Origin of the sequence: Enterococcus sp. AZ063 (genome assembly GCF_051715045.1) — a bacterium.
GTDB lineage: Bacteria > Bacillota > Bacilli > Lactobacillales > Enterococcaceae > Enterococcus_D > Enterococcus_D casseliflavus.
Window position 1 is genome coordinate 3,460,001 of sequence record NZ_JBIOTA010000001.1, and the last position, 18,002, is coordinate 3,478,002.

12 protein-coding genes, 1 tRNA gene and 2 rRNA genes (1 of these 15 cut by a window edge) are annotated in these 18,002 nt (G+C 45.6%); all 15 read right to left on the reverse strand.

Annotated elements, in window-relative coordinates; genetic code table 11:
• A 23S ribosomal RNA gene (locus IGK61_RS16325) occupies positions 1-457 on the reverse strand (it extends 2,458 nt beyond the left edge of the window).
• A gap of 179 nt (positions 458-636) precedes the next feature.
• Positions 637-709 (reverse strand) — tRNA-Ala (locus tag IGK61_RS16330).
• A gap of 76 nt (positions 710-785) precedes the next feature.
• Positions 786-2,344: ribosomal RNA gene (locus tag IGK61_RS16335) — 16S ribosomal RNA — on the reverse strand.
• Together the 16S and 23S rRNA genes with 1 tRNA gene alongside form the textbook arrangement of a ribosomal RNA operon.
• Positions 2,345-3,006: 662 nt before the next feature.
• Positions 3,007-4,500, reverse strand: coding sequence for a lysine--tRNA ligase (gene lysS, locus IGK61_RS16340; RefSeq protein WP_034858661.1), 1,494 nt, complete (start codon positions 4,498-4,500; stop codon positions 3,007-3,009).
• Between the two features lie 96 nt (positions 4,501-4,596).
• A complete protein-coding gene (dusB, locus tag IGK61_RS16345; protein WP_005230757.1) occupies positions 4,597-5,610 on the reverse strand; it encodes a tRNA dihydrouridine synthase DusB in 1,014 nt (337 codons plus the stop codon).
• Positions 5,611-6,492 carry an Hsp33 family molecular chaperone HslO gene (hslO, locus tag IGK61_RS16350; protein ID WP_074536494.1) on the reverse strand — a complete coding sequence of 294 codons (882 nt, stop codon included), beginning with the start codon at positions 6,490-6,492 and terminating at the stop codon, positions 5,611-5,613.
• 142 nt (positions 6,493-6,634) lie between these two features.
• Complete coding sequence (gene ftsH / locus IGK61_RS16355; RefSeq protein WP_010749000.1) at positions 6,635-8,743, reverse strand: ATP-dependent zinc metalloprotease FtsH; 2,109 nt, start codon at positions 8,741-8,743, stop codon at positions 6,635-6,637.
• Between the two features lie 73 nt (positions 8,744-8,816).
• The gene (gene hpt / locus IGK61_RS16360) at positions 8,817-9,362 is read right to left on the reverse strand and encodes a hypoxanthine phosphoribosyltransferase (RefSeq protein ID WP_005230750.1); all 546 of its coding nucleotides are present in this window, start codon (positions 9,360-9,362) and stop codon (positions 8,817-8,819) included.
• A 19-nt stretch (positions 9,363-9,381) separates the two neighbouring features.
• Positions 9,382-10,782: a tRNA lysidine(34) synthetase TilS gene (gene tilS / locus IGK61_RS16365; protein ID WP_074536493.1), complete on the reverse strand. Its 1,401-nt coding sequence runs from the start codon at positions 10,780-10,782 to the stop codon at positions 9,382-9,384.
• A gap of 100 nt (positions 10,783-10,882) precedes the next feature.
• Complete coding sequence (locus IGK61_RS16370) at positions 10,883-11,326, reverse strand: S1 domain-containing RNA-binding protein (RefSeq protein ID WP_010748998.1); 444 nt, start codon at positions 11,324-11,326, stop codon at positions 10,883-10,885.
• 74 nt (positions 11,327-11,400) lie between these two features.
• A complete protein-coding gene (locus tag IGK61_RS16375) occupies positions 11,401-11,847 on the reverse strand; it encodes an FtsB family cell division protein (RefSeq protein ID WP_074536492.1) in 447 nt (148 codons plus the stop codon).
• Between the two features lie 83 nt (positions 11,848-11,930).
• Entirely contained in the window at positions 11,931-12,197 is a 267-nt protein-coding gene (locus IGK61_RS16380) for an RNA-binding S4 domain-containing protein (protein ID WP_005230745.1), read from the reverse strand.
• Positions 12,184-13,815, reverse strand: coding sequence for a polysaccharide biosynthesis protein (locus tag IGK61_RS16385; protein WP_074536491.1), 1,632 nt, complete (start codon positions 13,813-13,815; stop codon positions 12,184-12,186). The genes IGK61_RS16380 and IGK61_RS16385 overlap by 14 nt, the downstream gene beginning before the upstream one ends.
• 15 nt (positions 13,816-13,830) lie before the next feature.
• A complete protein-coding gene (gene mfd / locus IGK61_RS16390) occupies positions 13,831-17,349 on the reverse strand; it encodes a transcription-repair coupling factor (protein WP_438844965.1) in 3,519 nt (1,172 codons plus the stop codon).
• Positions 17,350-17,360: 11 nt separating this feature from the next.
• Entirely contained in the window at positions 17,361-17,921 is a 561-nt protein-coding gene (pth, locus tag IGK61_RS16395) for an aminoacyl-tRNA hydrolase (RefSeq protein ID WP_015510502.1), read from the reverse strand.
• Positions 17,922-18,002 lie beyond the last annotated feature (81 nt).

An 18,002-nucleotide genomic window follows, 5' to 3' on the forward strand; every position in this document is an offset into this window, starting at 1 on the left:
AGATGGTCCTCCCGGATTCCGACGGAATTCCTCGTGTTCCGCCGTACTCAGGATCCTCCTAGGTGTTATCCAAATTTCGCCTACGGGGTTTTTACCCTCTTTGACATACTTTTCCAAGTATTTCGACTATCTGAATAGACTACCATATCGGAGTCCTACAACCCCAACAAGCAAGCTTGTTGGTTTGGGCTTTTCCCGTTTCGCTCGCCGCTACTCAGGGAATCGAATTTTCTTTCTCTTCCTGCAGGTACTTAGATGTTTCAGTTCTCTGCGTCTACCTCGACTGCGCTATGTATTCACGCAGACGTAACATCCTATAAAAGATGCTGGGTTCCCCCATTCGGAAATCTCTGGATCATAGCTTACTTACAGCTCCCCAAAGCATATCGGTGTTAGTCCCGTCCTTCATCGGCTCCTAGTGCCAAGGCATCCACCGTGCGCCCTTATTCACTTAACCTTTGACCTTACGGTCGGTTTTGAGTACTTCTTCTAGCGATAGAAGGTTGCTCAAGAAAATAAGCGTTGAACTTATTAAAAAACTCTTTTAACATTTCAACTCGGTGTGTGTTACTTGTTTTGATTATTTCTTCGATATCCAGTTTTCAATGAACAAAGTTTAACGACCATTGTCGTTAATGGAGCCTAGCGGGATCGAACCGCTGACCTCCTGCGTGCAAAGCAGGCGCTCTCCCAGCTGAGCTAAGGCCCCGGGTATTTACTTGAGAGTAGACCTCTCAAAACTGAACAAAGGCAAACGATGTGTAGTCTTCCAAAATATTCCTTAGAAAGGAGGTGATCCAGCCGCACCTTCCGATACGGCTACCTTGTTACGACTTCACCCCAATCATCTATCCCACCTTAGGCGGCTGGCTCCAAAAGGTTACCTCACCGACTTCGGGTGTTACAAACTCTCGTGGTGTGACGGGCGGTGTGTACAAGGCCCGGGAACGTATTCACCGCGGCGTGCTGATCCGCGATTACTAGCGATTCCGGCTTCATGTAGGCGAGTTGCAGCCTACAATCCGAACTGAGAGAAGCTTTAAGAGATTAGCTTAGCCTCGCGACTTCGCAACTCGTTGTACTTCCCATTGTAGCACGTGTGTAGCCCAGGTCATAAGGGGCATGATGATTTGACGTCATCCCCACCTTCCTCCGGTTTGTCACCGGCAGTCTCGCTAGAGTGCCCAACTTAATGATGGCAACTAACAATAAGGGTTGCGCTCGTTGCGGGACTTAACCCAACATCTCACGACACGAGCTGACGACAACCATGCACCACCTGTCACTTTGCCCCCGAAGGGGAAGCTCTATCTCTAGAGTGGTCAAAGGATGTCAAGACCTGGTAAGGTTCTTCGCGTTGCTTCGAATTAAACCACATGCTCCACCGCTTGTGCGGGCCCCCGTCAATTCCTTTGAGTTTCAACCTTGCGGTCGTACTCCCCAGGCGGAGTGCTTAATGCGTTTGCTGCAGCACTGAAGGGCGGAAACCCTCCAACACTTAGCACTCATCGTTTACGGCGTGGACTACCAGGGTATCTAATCCTGTTCGCTCCCCACGCTTTCGAGCCTCAGCGTCAGTTACAGACCAGAGAGCCGCCTTCGCCACTGGTGTTCCTCCATATATCTACGCATTTCACCGCTACACATGGAATTCCACTCTCCTCTTCTGCACTCAAGTCTCCCAGTTTCCAATGACCCTCCCCGGTTGAGCCGGGGGCTTTCACATCAGACTTAAGAAACCGCCTGCGCTCGCTTTACGCCCAATAAATCCGGACAACGCTTGCCACCTACGTATTACCGCGGCTGCTGGCACGTAGTTAGCCGTGGCTTTCTGGTTAGATACCGTCAAGGGATGAACATTTTACTCTCATCCTTGTTCTTCTCTAACAACAGAGTTTTACGATCCGAAAACCTTCTTCACTCACGCGGCGTTGCTCGGTCAGACTTTCGTCCATTGCCGAAGATTCCCTACTGCTGCCTCCCGTAGGAGTCTGGGCCGTGTCTCAGTCCCAGTGTGGCCGATCACCCTCTCAGGTCGGCTATGCATCGTTGCCTTGGTGAGCCGTTACCTCACCAACTAGCTAATGCACCGCGGGTCCATCCATCAGTGACGCAAAAGCGCCTTTCAACTTTCTTCCATGCGGAAAATAGTGTTATACGGTATTAGCACCTGTTTCCAAGTGTTATCCCCTTCTGATGGGCAGGTTACCCACGTGTTACTCACCCGTTCGCCACTCTTTTTCTTTCGGTGGAGCAAGCTCCGGTGAAAGAAAAAGCGTTCGACTTGCATGTATTAGGCACGCCGCCAGCGTTCGTCCTGAGCCAGGATCAAACTCTCATAATGATTTGTTTGAATGACCATACGGTCATTAAGCTCATAAAAATTAACTTTGCTAGCTATTGCTTGCATGTATTTGTTTCAATAAATTGAAACGTCCTACACATTGGTTCGTTTGCTTGCTTTGTTCAGTTTTCAAAGGTCTACCGTGCTGTGTTAGCAACTTTTATATCATATCAGAGCGACATTTGATTGTCAACTCTTTTTTAAAAGTTTTTTTTCGCTCGTTGTTTTTCAACTTCGTAGCGGCTGTCTCAGCGACTTTATTAGATTAACAAATGATTTGTTATTTGTCAACAACTTTTTTTAATTAATTTTGTTGATGTATCAACATCAATTAACTGTTTTAAAATTGCGACTTCGTTATAATATCATCTGTCGAGCTATGCGTCAACTACTTTTTTCAATTCTTTTTAGGAATTCATTTAGTCATTTGGCACATGTAATAATATACCAACTAAATCCCTTGCGGTCAATCATTTTCTATGGCTTTTTTCAATTTTTAAAAACCCGTCTAATCGCATTGGATCCAGCTTTTATCGTTCGCATTTAATCCGTTTTCTGGCAACTATCGTGGCGTTTTCCCCTCTAATTCCTCGCTGTTTTTCTCCCTGATCCAGCAGACAAGAAAAAAAGCCGCCCATCTCTTGCGAGTGGACGGAGTTTTTTTATCTCATTGTCGGGAATAATAAAACGTCGCGAATCGATTGCGCATCTGTCAACAGCATCACTAAGCGATCGATCCCGATCCCTAATCCACCAGTTGGCGGCATACCGTATTCAAGTGCTTCTAAGAAATCTTCATCCACCCCATGGGCTTCATCATTTCCTGCTTCGCGCTCTTTTTCTTGCCCTTCAAAACGTTCTCTTTGATCGATTGGATCATTTAGTTCCGTGAAGGCATTCGCAAATTCACGACCAACGATAAATAATTCAAAGCGGTCGGTAAAGCGTTCATCTTCTGGATTCTTTTTCGCTAATGGCGAAACTTCCACTGGATGACCGAAGACAAAGGTTGGCTGCTGTAACGTTTCTTCAACAAATGTCTCAAAGAATTCATTGATGATATGACCAACAGTCATGGCATCATTGATTTCAACATGATGTTCTTTCGCTAAGCTGCGGGCTTCTTCAACGGACATTGGTTGCCAGAAATCAACACCTGTTTGATTTTTGATTGCATCGACCATATGGATTCGTGCAAAGTCGCTAGCTAGATCGACTTCTTGCCCATCGTATTGGATCGTTGCCGTGTGCAAGACTTTTTCAGCAGCATTACGAATAATGCCTTCGGTCAGATCCATCACATCTTTGAAATCTGTATATGCAGTATACGCTTCTAACATCGTAAACTCAGGATTATGGGTCGTATCGATCCCTTCATTTCGGAAAACGCGGCCGATCTCATAGACTTTTTCCATGCCACCCACGATCAATCGTTTTAAGTGAAGCTCAAGAGCGATCCGTAAATACAGATCCATGTCTAAGGCATTGTGGTGGGTAATGAAGGGACGAGCCGCTGCACCACCTGCTTGATTATGCAATACTGGCGTTTCGACTTCGATATACCCATGACCGTCAAGGTAACGACGAATTTCGCTGATGATTTGGCTTCGTTTCATGAAACGATCAAAGCTTTCTTTATTACTGATCAAATCCAAGTAACGTTGACGGTAGCGTTGTTCTACGTTCGTCAAGCCATGGTATTTGTCAGGCAATGGACGCAATGCTTTTGATAAGATCACGATTTCTTTGGCTTTGATGGTCACTTCACCGGTATCGGTCTTCATGATTTCACCAGATACGCCGAAGAAATCACCTAAGTCTGCGTGTTTGAATACTTCGTAAGGTTCATCCCCTACTTGGTCTTTACGTACATATATTTGAATACGGCCTTCGCGGTCTTGTAAATGCGCAAAACCAGCCTTACCTTTTCCACGTTTTGTAACGATTCTTCCTGCAATGCTTGCTGAAAGATTCATTTCGGCTAATTCTTCTTTGGTTCTTTGATCAAATAACTCATGTAACTCGGCAGAATTATGGGTGCGTTCGAATCGCTTGCCAAAAGGATCAATGCCTTCTTCCCGTAGTTTTTCCATCTTTTCACGGCGAACCAACATTTGATCATTCAATTCTTCTTGTGTTTGTCGTTCCTCTGTCACGAGTTTTCCTCCATTCTTAACTTGGGTTTCCTTCTTATAATGCCAATGATGACACAAAAAATCAAGCCGAACTTTCGAATCGACTTGATTTGTTTCTTATTCCTTAAGAGTTGCTAGCGGCTGTTTTTCGGTCTTTTCCACAAATGCATCTAATAAATCAAAAATCGTCTGCTTATCTTCCGCTTGGTTGATAGCTGCCTTCACTTTGGCTGCCCGCGAAATACCTTTTAAGTAGTACGCAGCATGTTGACGAAATTCTCGCGAAGCGATTTTTTCCCCTTTTAGATCAGCCAAACGTTCTAAATGAAGTTTCGCTGTCGAAATTTTTTCTCGCGGTGTTGGTTCTGGCAATAACTCGCCTGTCTCCAAGTATTGCTTGGTGCGGTGGATCATCCATGGATTGCCTAACGCTGCCCGTCCGATCATCACTGCATCTGCACCGACTTCTTCCAACATTCGCTTGGCATCTTCAGGGGTTTTGACATCACCGTTGCCCATAAAGGGAATCGTGATACTTTGCTTCACTTGTTTCAACACGTCCCAATCTGCCGATCCTTCATACATCTGTACACGGGTTCTGCCATGCATACCGATCGCTGCGGCACCCGCTGCTTCTGCGGCTTGGGCATTTTCAACCGCAAAGACGTGCTGCTCATCCCAACCGATCCGCATTTTGACGGTAACGGGCTTGTCGATCGCACTGGAAACAGCATGGACCATTTCATAAACCTTGTCGGGATCTAAAAGCCACTTCGCACCAGCTTCTGCTTTGATGATTTTGTTTACAGGACACCCCATGTTGATATCAATGATATCGGCAGTTGTGTTTTCTGCGACAAATTGCGCTGCTTCTACTAAGGATGCTTTATTCCCACCAAAAATCTGAATACTAAGAGGATGCTCGGTCTCGTCAATAAACAGCATCTCAAGGGTCTTCTTGTTCCGCAGTTGAATCCCTCGATCGCTGATCATCTCACAGACGACTAAACCCGCACCAAATTCTTTGACTGTCACACGAAACGCAGAATTGGTGATCCCTGCCATTGGCGCAACGACGACGCGGTTAGGAATCTCAACCGAGCCGATCTGCCATGTCTGTCTATCTTTCACTTACGCTTCCGCCTCTTTCTTCAATGCCGCCAATTCCGTTTCATCAAAATGATACTTGTTGCCACAAAACGAGCAGACTGCCTCTGCCCCGTGGTCTTCATCGATCATCGCTTGGATCTCATCAGCCCCCAAGGTAATGATCGCCGTCGCAAATTTTTCTTTCGTGCAATCACAATGGAACTGGACGGGCATTTTTTCTAGTACTTCGATCGTCGTATCTGGCAACAATGTCGCTAAGATCTCTTCTGGTGATTGTCCTTCATCGATCAAGGTTGATACTCGAGGCAATTCTCCCAAACGTTTTTCGATGGCATCAATGATCTCTTCATTAGCACCAGGCATGATCTGCAGCATAAACCCACCGGCTGCCCGAATCGAATCATCGGTTTCTACTAATACACTCAGACCAACAGCAGAAGGAATCTGTTCTGACACTGCTAAATAATAAGTAAAGTCTTCCCCAAGCTCCCCAGAGACGATCGGTATTTGTCCAGAGAAGGGTTCTTTTAGCCCTAAGTCTTTGATCACGGTAAAAATCCCTTGGTCACCCACTGCGCCCCGAACATCCAATTTTCCTTGAGGGTTCAACGGCAGACTGATCTGCGGATTTTTTATGTATCCTTTTACGTCCCCACGGCCATTGCTGTCTACGACGATTGCCCCAGCAGGACCATTTCCTTGAATTTTGACGGTCAATTTGTCTTCCCCTTTTAAGGTACTGCCTAATAACAAACTTCCCACCATCGCTCGCCCTAAAGCAGCGGATGCAGTATTCCATGTTTCATGGCGTCGTTGTGCTTCGGCGATCGTTTCTGTTGCCGATACGGCGTATGCTCGGACGAAGCCGTCATATGCTAGTGCTTTTACTAAATAATCCTTCATCTTGATTCTCCTTTTTATTCATTAATGAATCATACTAGGAAGCGCCGCTTTTTTCAACTGAATGTGTTTGAATTTAAGGAAAGTCTTCTTAAATAGAAACAAAAAGGCACCGAGTTTCCTCGGTGCCTTGATACGTCTTATTTTAGGCGTTATCATCTTTGTTTTCTTGATCAGTCGGTTGGCTTTCGCTATTGCGGCGAACATCTTCCAATTGTTGATCAAAATCGTTTGATGGTGCATCTTCGCTGTGTTTTTCTGCAGCTTGCTTCTCTGCATCTTTTTCTTCCAGCGCACGTTTCGCTTCTTCAAACGTTTGGGCTTTTTCGCTAGGATACTCAGAGCTTTCGGTTCCTTCAGGCATTTTGCCTTCTTCAAACAAGGATTTGATTGCTTTGGCATCTAATGTTTCATGTTCAAGCAGTTTTTCAGCGATCAATTTGTGCTGCGCACGGTGTTCTTCAATGATTTCATGGGCTTTTTGATGGGCATCCATTAAAATCTTGCGAACTTCTTGATCGATTTCAAAGGCAACTTGTTCAGAGTAAGCTTTTGTTTGACCATAATCACGACCGACAAAGACTTGATGGTTTCCTTCATATTGAACTGGACCTAATTTGTCGCTCATTCCATATTCTGTCACCATGCTTCTTGCAAGCGCAGTTGCTTGTTCAAAGTCATTAGAAGCACCCGTTGATTGTACCCCGAAGATGATTTCTTCAGCCGTACGTCCACCAAGCAACCCAACGATTTGCTCAAACATATCTTCTTTGGTCATCAAGAATTGATCTTCTTTCGGCAAGGCGATCATGTAACCACCCGCACGTCCCCGAGGAATGATCGTTACTTTGTGTACCACACGGGCACGACTCAAGACTAAACCAACAATGGTATGTCCTGCTTCATGGTAAGCAACCATTTCACGTTCGCGTTTGTTGATGACCCGATCTTTCTTCGCAGGACCAGCGATCACGCGGTCTTCTGCTTCATCGATATCTGAAGCATCGATTTTTTTCTTGTTACGACGAGCAGCAACTAAGGCCGCTTCGTTCAAGACGTTTTCCAGATCCGCACCGGCAAAGCCTGGTGTTTGTTGGGCAACGACTTTCAAATCAACATCATCTGATAATGGTTTGTTGCGGGCATGGACACGGAGGATCGCTTCACGACCTTTCACGTCTGGACGACCAACCAAAATCTGACGGTCAAAACGACCTGGACGCAGCAACGCTGGATCTAGAACATCCGAACGGTTCGTTGCGGCAATGACGATCACGCCTTCATTCCCATCAAAACCATCCATCTCAACCAATAATTGGTTCAATGTTTGTTCCCGTTCATCATGCCCGCCACCCATACCGGCACCACGTTGGCGACCGACGGCATCGATTTCATCGATAAAGATGATGGCTGGTGCATTTTTCTTCGCTGTTTCAAATAAGTCACGCACCCGGCTTGCACCGACACCGACAAACATTTCAACGAAATCTGAACCAGAGATCGAGTAAAACGGTACGCCAGCTTCACCAGCAACGGCTTTGGCTAGTAATGTTTTCCCGGTTCCTGGAGGCCCCTCAAGTAAGACACCTGCTGGGATACGAGCACCTAATTCAACGAAACGTCGAGGATCTTTCAAGAATTCCACGACTTCGACAAGCTCTTGTTTTTCTTCTTCTGCACCGGCTACGTCTGAAAAACGTACGCGATTGGCTTTTTTATCCGCTTCTTTGGCTTTTGATTTGCCAAAGTTCATCACACGGCCGCCACCGCCACCGCCGCCACCTTGTTGGCTCATCATCATGTAGAAGAAGAAAATGATGATCACAAGTGGTAAGAAGCTAACCAAAAGCGATAACCAAATGCCGCTGTTGGATTCTTCTTCGATCGTGGTTTTGACCCCTTCTGCCGAGGCCAAACTGGTGACTTCGCTTAGTGTGGAATCATTCGGTAAAATGATCGTTGAAAAGCGGGTCGAACTCGCCTGTGTATTACCTAAAACAGACAAGCTGTTGTCATTGCTGACGGTTTGTTCTTCATTGTATTCACCCACGATTCGATACACACCGTTAGCGGGTTGAACAGTAAACTGTTTGATCTTCCCGTCTTTCAGCTGCTCTGTAAACGTGGAGTACTCGATCGTTGGGGTCTGCTGATTGCCATTTCCAAAAATGAAATATACGACCATGACCATCGCCAACAAGACAAGTACATAATATAAGGTATTTTTTACCATACCGTTATTTTTCTTATTCATGCGTACCTCCCTGGCTATTTTGTTTTATCAATCCTGACCATTTAATTGTATCACAATTGATTTAGAACAGTCACTAATTTGACTGATAAACACTAGGTTTTAAGACGCCAACGTAAGGTAAGTTTCGATATTGCTCTGCATAGTCCAGTCCATATCCAACAACAAACTCATTTGGCACATCGAAGCCGACATAATCTGCATCGATCTCAACGACACGACCTTCTGGCTTATCTAATAACGTTACGATTTTCACTGATTTCGCTTTACGGTATTTGAATAGATCCACCAGATAAGCCAATGTGCGACCGCTGTCAATGATGTCTTCAACGATCAAGAGATCACGGCCCTCAACATTTGTATCTAAATCTTTGATGATCTTGACTTCCCCAGATGAAATCATGGCATTGCCATAACTTGAGACATCCATGAAGTCTAACTCCAAGTAACAATCCATCTCACGAACGATGTCTGCCATGAAAGGAACGGCACCTTTCAGCACACCTACGACTAGAGGATTTTTATCCGCATAAGCCGCCGTTAATTCTTGACCAAGTTCCACACAACGATTTTTGATTTCGTCACGGGAAATCAAAATTTTCTCAATATCTTTATCTAGCATAAAGTTCTCCTTCCAACTCTTACTCCTGGTATTTATAAAGAAGTATGTAGTGTATTTTATCAGTTTCTGGCGCAATACTCAAATAGGAAAATGTATGAGGTAGTAAGGCAATCACCTCTTTTTCAAGGTTTGTGACGACCCAACTTTTTTCTCGCACTTCATTAGGAATTTTTGAATCGATAAAAAAACGACTGATCTTTTTGGTCAGACCACGCGCCAAGCGGATTCGGTCTCCCGGCTGGCGCTTACGCACCACCAGCTCAGAGGAATAGTTTAGCGGTAAATCTTGGGAAAACTCTGACCAATTTGTGATTTTTTTGGGAATATGCTGTTCATTTATCGGGAAATACCCAATCCATTCCTTTTCAGAAAGATAGATCCCCTCCCCTAAAACCAGTCGCTGACTGACTTCTGTCAACGGCGCTGCAGGCTTTTGGGGAACAGTAACAGGTTCCAATAACAATTGGTCATAACTGCGCCGCAGCTGCCACTGTTTGTGCAACGCCAATTGCCATTGCCCTTTCTTTTCATCCAGCAAACGCAATACCTGCGGCAGCTGTTTTTGATTGAGGGGCTGCTTCGTAAAAGCCTCTGCTTGCTGTAAAAAACCCGCATAGAAAAAATAGCGTTGCGCTGGCGAAAATGTCGGCAGCTGCTGCAGATCGATCACTAAGCGAGCAGCTTGCTGTTGAACGAACGCAGACAACCATTGCTGCTGCTCTTGTTGGATCAGCTGATTGGCGAACTGTACTTCTTCAGAAAGCTGTTGAAAATGCGGCAGCAGCTGCGGATTTTCCACTTTTAAGGCTGGCACTACTTGCTGGCGTAGTCGGTTTCGCAAATACAGCGGTTCGTGATTGCTTTCGTCTTCAAAGTAGGGAATCTGCTGTGCTTGCGCATAGTCGTAAATCGCTGCCTTGCTGACAGTAAGCAGTGGACGCAACAAGATCCCTGTGTGAAAAGGCTGCTGCTGTTTCATCCCGCCAGCCGATCGCAAGCGACCTTCTCGCATCATCTTCATCAACATCGTTTCTACTTGGTCATCACTGTGGTGAGCAGTCAGCAAAACATCATAGCCTTCTTGAGACATGACGTCGGCAAAAAATGTATAGCGAAAGTTTCGAGCGCTAGCTTCTACGCCGGTTTCTGGCGGATTTTCCCAGCACCGTTCATAAAAAGGAATACCGCGTTCTTGGCAGTACTGCCGTAAAAAAGCCGCTTCCTTGGCAGATGCTGGACGCAATTGATGGTTCACATGTGCCACACCAAAACATGGCTCTTTTTGCATTTCAGGAAACAACTGACAAAAGCTCTGCAACAAGACCATCGAATCGACGCCCGTCGATACCGCCAGCAAAAAGCGGCGTTTTTTTTCAGGATCGATGGCAGTGAGTTGCCCTCGAACGGTTTGAATGACCATCGTTTGACCTCCTTCTCATTTGGTAATCCCACAAGAAAGAAAGCTGAAACAAAACGAACCAACAGTTTTGTTCCAGCTTTTTCCAACTTGCTATTCATGTTTAGTTACGGCGTCCGCCGCGGCCACCGCGTTTTCCTTCTGTATTTCGACGTAATGACGAAAGACGATCATCACTATCTTTTAGAAAAGAACTCATCAATGAATCGAAGTCTTGTTTATTTACATTCGTATTTTGATTGCGTGAAAAAGATTTTTTCGGATTTGGTCGATTGAATTCTTTTTTCGGGTATTCACGTTTTTCTTCCGGTTTATCTTCTGCTTTGCGGATCGATAGGCCGATTTTTCCATCGTTGCCGATTGCCGTAACAAGTACTGTCACTTCATCCCCAACAGACAACACGTCGTGAATGTCTTTGACGAATCCGTTTGATACTTCACTGATATGCACCAAACCAGTTTTCCCTTCACCAAGATCAATGAACGCACCAAAATTTGTAATACCAGACACTTTGCCCTTTAGTTTCGCTCCAACTTCGATTGACATATAAAAAATGTTCCTCCTAATTTTTACCCATTTAAAATAATTCAAACTACTGCGCTGAGTAGGTATGACATTGCTTAATCTTGTGACTCTGTGGATGATGATTCTTGTCCGCTTTGCGAAGAACGCTCATTGGTGTTTTGAGAATCCGTCCCGTCTGGCAAGACTGGATAGATTTTTTCGCCATCTTTTGAGTAGAAGAATCGGCTGCGGGCCAATTTTGCCACATACTCATCGTCTTGCAACAAGGCAACGTCTCGCTCCAGTGAAGCCACCTTTTGTTCTGCCTCTTTTTGTTCGGCGACTGTTTCCGTCTTATATTCCTTTAGCTTTTGCAGGCGCATTTGATCGTTGAACATTTGAATCCCTACGATCGCAAATATCGCTAATGCCGCCACGAAAAACGCCACCAGCCGACGTCGGCGAAACACGACTTGCCGCCGCTCTTTTTCAAACTTGGCAAATTGCTCTTTCGCATAATCGGTCTGCAATAGTTCTATTTTTTTATTTGATTCTTTTGCCACCTGAACTCGCTCCCGTCGCTGTCTTTGTTTTTTACATTATACCAACATCCGCAAAGCTTGTCTAACTGAAAATGCCGTAAAAATCAAGCATTTTCTGAGATTCTTTCCTCTGAAACGATCTCATACATTTTTGCAGCGTCTTCTTTTTTCGTCGATTCATGCAATTCATTGACTTTTACTTCCAAGACCTTATTCCCGAATTGAATGCGCATGGTATCGCCTACTTTGACGTCACTGCTTGACTTGGCTAATTTGCCGTTGATCTGAATGCGTCCCTTGTCTGCCACTTCTTTGGCCACAGAGCGACGCTTGATGATGCGGGAGATTTTAAGAAATTTATCTAATCTCATGTTTTTCACCTCTTCTTAATAGTTTCTTTCCAAATGGAACTAACAGCCATTCGCGAATCGTTAACAATTTGATTTTGATCGCTGCCCCGATAAAGGCTGCGCCTCCCAGACCGACACCGCCTAGGCAAAAAAGCAGTGCCTGTAGTCGATGGGTCAAAGGACCATTCAATAAGATCGCAACGAAGCTATAATATAAGAATAGCACGCTTGCCATGATCCCTAAACAAATAAATAGTTTTTTTCCATAATTTCCTTCATGCCAAAAGTGATTGATGCTGCTTTGTGCTCGACGCTGTTCGGAAACCACAAAACAGTATAAGGTCGCGCCCAACCCCAACAGTGTACTGATACTCGCTCCTGCAGTCCCATACGAAGCAGTCAGCGGCCACATCGATAGACATTTGATCAAAAGACCGATCCCCGCAGCCAGCAAGCCGAAGGTATAGGTATTGCGACTTTGTTGAATGCTTTGATAGGCTTGGATCGTCGCCATCAGAGCGATAGAAAAGACAAACAATACCAGCGCCGCATTGCCAGAACCGTCTTTGAATAAGGCAAAGTTAATATAAGGCAGCAAAATCGCTAAGCCCACGGCGGAAGCCGAAGCAATCCCGATCGTCAGGCGCAAATACATTTTTGCCGACTTTTCAAACAGCTGCTGATTTTTTACCGTCAAATACTTGGTCAACGTTGGCAAAAACGTCGAGCTTAACGCCATCGCCACCACAAGACCTAGTTGGACGAGGGGTTGTCCGCGATCATAGATCCCTTTTGAAATTCGGGCTGCTTGTGCCGTCAGCCCCCCCGCTTCTAGCGCATTGGTCAATAAAAACGAATCCGCTAACTGGAACAAGATCAAATAGCCGCTATAAATCGTCAACAGACCGCCTTCTAAGAAGAACCGTTTCTTCAACGAGGCGGATAAACCAGCGGGATTTTCTCCTGTACTGGTGACTGGTTTATGCCATAGCGATAGGCGTTTGCCGTTGATTTGTCGGCTATAATAACTTAAGATCCACCACGCCGCAAGGCCCCCGACTAAGGCACCCATCATGGCGACAGTCCCCGTTTGATAAATCGTCCAGCCCAATTGCTGGAAAGCTGCCGCAGCACCTAAAATCACACCAACTCTAAGCAGCTGCTCTACGACTTGGGAAACTGCTGTCGGCACCATTTGCAAATTTCCCTGAAACATTCCTCGATAAAAGGTCAAAGGCGGGACAAATAAGAAGGTAAAAGAAACGACTCGAATCAAGCCCGCCAGTTGGTGGTCCCCCATCACTTGTGCGATCGGACCAGCAAATAAAAAGGTCACCGCCCATAAACCGATCGCAGACCAAAGCACGAAAGGCGTCAACGCTTGCAGCCGTTCCTTGCTTTTCAAAGGATCGGGTTCTTCAGCGACGATGCGGGAGATAAACTGTGGCAACCCTGACAACGCTAACGTCATCGCCAATCCATAAATCGGATAGACTTGTTGATACACATAAAACCCTTCGTCCCCTACCAGGTTCTGAAAAGGGACCCGATAAACGGCACTTAAGATTTTTGCGATAAAGGAAGCGATCGTTAAAATAAACGCCCCTTCCATCGTACGCTTCAATTGTGATTTCGGCATCCCTCTGGTTCCTTTCTAGCCTTGGCTGGCGTATTTTTGTTCCCGTAACGCTTTGACAAAATCTTGGATTTCTAATAGCCAGGTGCTTTCCTTCATCACTGGCGGAATCTGTAATTTGATGGTCATTTGCTCATGATCAACACCCATCGTGGCTTTTAATTTAGTAGCTTTCAATGCTTCAAACAGCTGCTCCACCGAATAATTTTTCGTGCCGACTTTACTCAAAATAAACGACACCGTCTGCTGCTGCTTACGGATAGTTTCTAACAAGGCACGATCGCCGTTCATCTTGATCTCGCCCACCGTTAAGAGATGCGCCACTTCTACAGGGTATTCACCGAAACGGTCTAACAGATCATCTTGAAGTTCATCAACTGCTTCTTGGGATTCCAGCTCACGAATTCGTTTGTAGATCTCGATTTTTTGCCGTTCGTCTTCAATATACGAAGTCGGTAAGTAGGCATCGATCCCCAGATCGATCTCGACGGTCGTTTTTTCTGTTTGGGTATTTTTCCCTTGTTTCCGAGTGACTGCTTCAGACAGCATTTGCGAGTACATGTCAAACCCGACTGCATCGATAAAGCCGTGCTGCTGCGCCCCCAATAGATTACCCGCTCCACGAATCGAAAGATCTCGCATCGCGATTTTGAAACCTGACCCCAACTCGGTAAAGTCCTTAATGGCTTGCAGCCGTTTTTCACTGACTTCATTCAACACTTTTTGCTGTTCGTACATGAAATACGCATAGGCGACCCGATTGCTCCGACCGACACGGCCGCGCAGCTGATACAACGTCGAAAGCCCCATGTAATCGGCATTTTCCACAAACAACGTATTGGCATTGGGAATATCCACACCGGTTTCAATGATCGTCGTCGTCACCAACACATCGTATTGCCCTTCAATAAAGTCAAACAGGGTATTTTCCAATTGAATCTCGGTCATTTGCCCGTGGGCATACGCGATTCGTGCGTCTGGCACTAACGCCTGCAGTTCTTCGACTTTTCGCTCGATCGTATCGACACGATTATAGAGATAAAACACTTGACCTCCCCGTGCCATCTCCCGTTGGATCGCTTCTCGCACTGCTCCTGGATTCATCTCCATCACATAGGTTTGGATCGGGTAACGATTTTCTGGTGGTGTTTCGATCACAGATAGGTCCCGTACCCCCAGCATCGACATATGCAATGTTCGTGGGATCGGCGTTGCCGTCAACGTCAACACATCGACTTGCGAACGCAGTTGTTTCAAGCGCTCTTTGTGTTTGACCCCAAACCGTTGTTCTTCATCGATCACCAACAAGCCCAAATCAGCAAACTCGACATCTTTTGACAATAATCGGTGGGTCCCCACCAAAATATCGACTTGCCCTTTGCGCACTTGCTCGATCGTTTCATTCTGCTGTTTTTTCGTCCGAAAACGACTCAGTACCCCAACATTGACGGGGAATCCTTCAAAACGATCGACCATCGTTTCATAGTGCTGCTGCGCCAAGATCGTTGTCGGTACTAAGAAAGCCACTTGTTTGCTTTCTTTGATCGCTTTAAAAGCAGCCCGCAGCGCCACTTCTGTTTTCCCAAAACCAACATCCCCAACTAACAAACGGTCCATCGGCTTTTCTTTTTCCATATCCCGCTTGATCTCTGCCGTGCTGCGCAGCTGATCATCGGTTTCCGAATACGGAAAGGCATCTTCAAACTCTTTTTGATAGGCATCGTCTGGTTGAAAGGCATAGCCTTTTTCTGATTCGCGTTTGGCATACAATAAAATCAAATCATCTGCAATGTCTTCAATTTTAGCCGTCACTTTGCGCTTGGTCTTCGCCCACTCGCTGCCACCTAATTTATTGATTTTCGGTGTTTTCGATTCGGAAGCCACATATTTTTGAATCAAATTCAATTGGGTGACTGGAATAAAGAGCTTGTCTTCGTTTTGGTACAAGATCGTCATGTAATCTTGGTGGACGCCATCGACTTCTAAGGTTTCCATGCCGATGTACTTCCCAATCCCATGATTCGCATGGACGACATAATCGCCCGCTTTTAACTCATTGTAGCTTTTGAGCCGTTCCGCATTGGTGACATTTTGCCTGCGGGCTCTTTTTTTGTTCATCTTTTGGAAAATTTCTTTTTCCGTAACCACCACTAGCTTGTCTTGCGGCATTTCAAAGCCGCTTTGCAAACGTTCCACCACGATTTGGGTGCGTCCTGTAAACAGGCGGTCTTGTTGCGTCTGCACGGCATAGATATCATGATCTCGCAGATCTTGCTCTAACTTCTTGGCCCGCTCTTGGTCACTGACCAGAAAAATCACCGTCTGCTGCTGCTTCTCCCAGCGATCGATTTCAACTTTCAAGAGACCCATTTGGCTGAAAAACTGCTGCATCGGCCGGTATTGGAATTGATGGATCGCTTGGAAGCGAATGTTCCCCATTCCTTTTTGGAATAAAGAAAAGAAGCTGGTCACAAAGGTTTCTTTTTGCAGCAGCTGATGGACATCGATCCCGAATTGCTGTTCAGAAAAGACCCGCAGCTCCGCTAATTTTTGGGTATGCCACTCCGCCTCTTCCCGTTCGATCTCACGATTGGTCTCCATGATCCGAGCATAATCATCGATCATCAAAAAGGCATCTTCAGAAAAATAATCTAAGACACTCGTTTGCTGACGATACAGTAAATCCGTGTAATAACGGGCACTTTCACCAGGAATCCCCGCTTGCCATTGAGAAGCCAACTGGCCAAAATAATCTTCTAAAAAGGCGCGATCGGTTGCTTCTTTGGTGACTGCCAACCGTTTGTTCAATAATTCTTGCAGCTGCTTTTGCCCCGCAGCTAAATCTTCCGCTGAGAAAACCAATTCGGTAGTGGGTAAAATAGCCACTTGCTGCAGCGTTTCCACTGAGCGTTGCGTTTCCACGTTGAAAGAACGCATCGAGTCGATTTCTACATCGAATAACTCGATCCGTACGGGATATTCGGCGTTTAATGGATAAATATCGAGGATGCTCCCACGAATACTGAATTCGCCAGGTTTGCCAATCATTGACTGACGTTCGTAACCCATCAAGATCAATTGTTGCGGCAAACGCTCTAAATCGATCTCATCGCCGATCTGCCATTGAAATTGATTGGCTAACCAGGTTTTCTTTTCAGGCAAATACTTTCGCAAAGCCGCCACCGGCAACACATAGATCCCCGTTTTCCCTTGAGAAACAGCATTCAGCGCTGCCACGCGTTCTTCTCTGGCTTCTGGTGAAGAAAAAGCCATTTCGGCTGACAACACTTCATCCACTGGAAAAACGTAGACATCTTCCGTCACATTGCGCAGATCTTCGGCTAGTTGATTTGTATAATAGAGATTAGGTGTCACGACGATCACTTGTTTTTGAAATGCCTGATACACACCAGTGATCGCTAATGTTTTTGCCGATCCAGCTAGACCGGTCAGTAATTGCCGGGGGGCTTGTTCACGTAAACCTGTATGCCAAACCGCCACTGTCGGCACTTTATTTATTAATTCAATTAAATCCATCTCGGCCCTCCTTAGTTAAATCGATTCATTGTGGCAAGAAAGTCGCCGTTGGTCAAGTAATCACTACTTGCCTCGACCGCTTTATCAATACTTTGTAAAACGATGGGCAGATCGTCTTTTGCAAAAGGACTCAGGACATGATTGACCACGGTTTGTCCTGGACGTGGACGATCGATCCCGATTTTGATACGGTCAAAGACTGTTGAATCCAAATGAGCGATCAAACTCTTGATTCCATTGTGGCCACCTGCACTGCCTTTTTGGCGCAAACGAATTTTCCCTAACGCTAAATCGAGGTCATCATAGACCACCACTAGTTCTTCTTGGTAGATGCCAAAATAGGTCATCAACGGGCCTACCGCACGACCGGATTCATTCATGAAGGTTTGTGGTTTGACCAAAAGGATTTTTTCACCCTTCAAGAAAAACTCTGCCACCTCTGCTTCAAAAGCCGACTTTTTAAAGGTTGCTTGGTACTTTTGTGCCAACGCATCCACTACCATAAAGCCAACATTATGTTTGGTTTTTTCATATTTTTTGCCAGGATTTCCCAAGCCTACAATCATTTTCATTTTTTATTTACGCTCCATTATTTCTAGTTTCAAGCTGATTCTTCATCTATTTTATCGGTTTTCTTATCCAAACACAAAATA

Excerpts from the sequence above, each read along its gene's own strand:
- hslO (WP_074536494.1), bottom strand. The coding sequence starts at position 6,492 with ATGAAGGATTATTTAGTAAAAGCACTAGCATATGACGGCTTCGTCCGA.
- ftsH (WP_010749000.1), bottom strand. The coding sequence starts at position 8,743 with ATGAATAAGAAAAATAACGGTATGGTAAAAAATACCTTATATTATGTA.
- hpt (WP_005230750.1), bottom strand. The coding sequence starts at position 9,362 with ATGCTAGATAAAGATATTGAGAAAATTTTGATTTCCCGTGACGAAATC.
- tilS (WP_074536493.1), bottom strand. The coding sequence starts at position 10,782 with ATGGTCATTCAAACCGTTCGAGGGCAACTCACTGCCATCGATCCTGAA.
- IGK61_RS16370 (WP_010748998.1), bottom strand. The coding sequence starts at position 11,326 with ATGTCAATCGAAGTTGGAGCGAAACTAAAGGGCAAAGTGTCTGGTATT.
- IGK61_RS16380 (WP_005230745.1), bottom strand. The coding sequence starts at position 12,197 with ATGAGATTAGATAAATTTCTTAAAATCTCCCGCATCATCAAGCGTCGC.
- IGK61_RS16385 (WP_074536491.1), bottom strand. The coding sequence starts at position 13,815 with ATGCCGAAATCACAATTGAAGCGTACGATGGAAGGGGCGTTTATTTTA.
- mfd (WP_438844965.1), bottom strand. The coding sequence starts at position 17,349 with ATGGATTTAATTGAATTAATAAATAAAGTGCCGACAGTGGCGGTTTGG.
- pth (WP_015510502.1), bottom strand. The coding sequence starts at position 17,921 with ATGAAAATGATTGTAGGCTTGGGAAATCCTGGCAAAAAATATGAAAAA.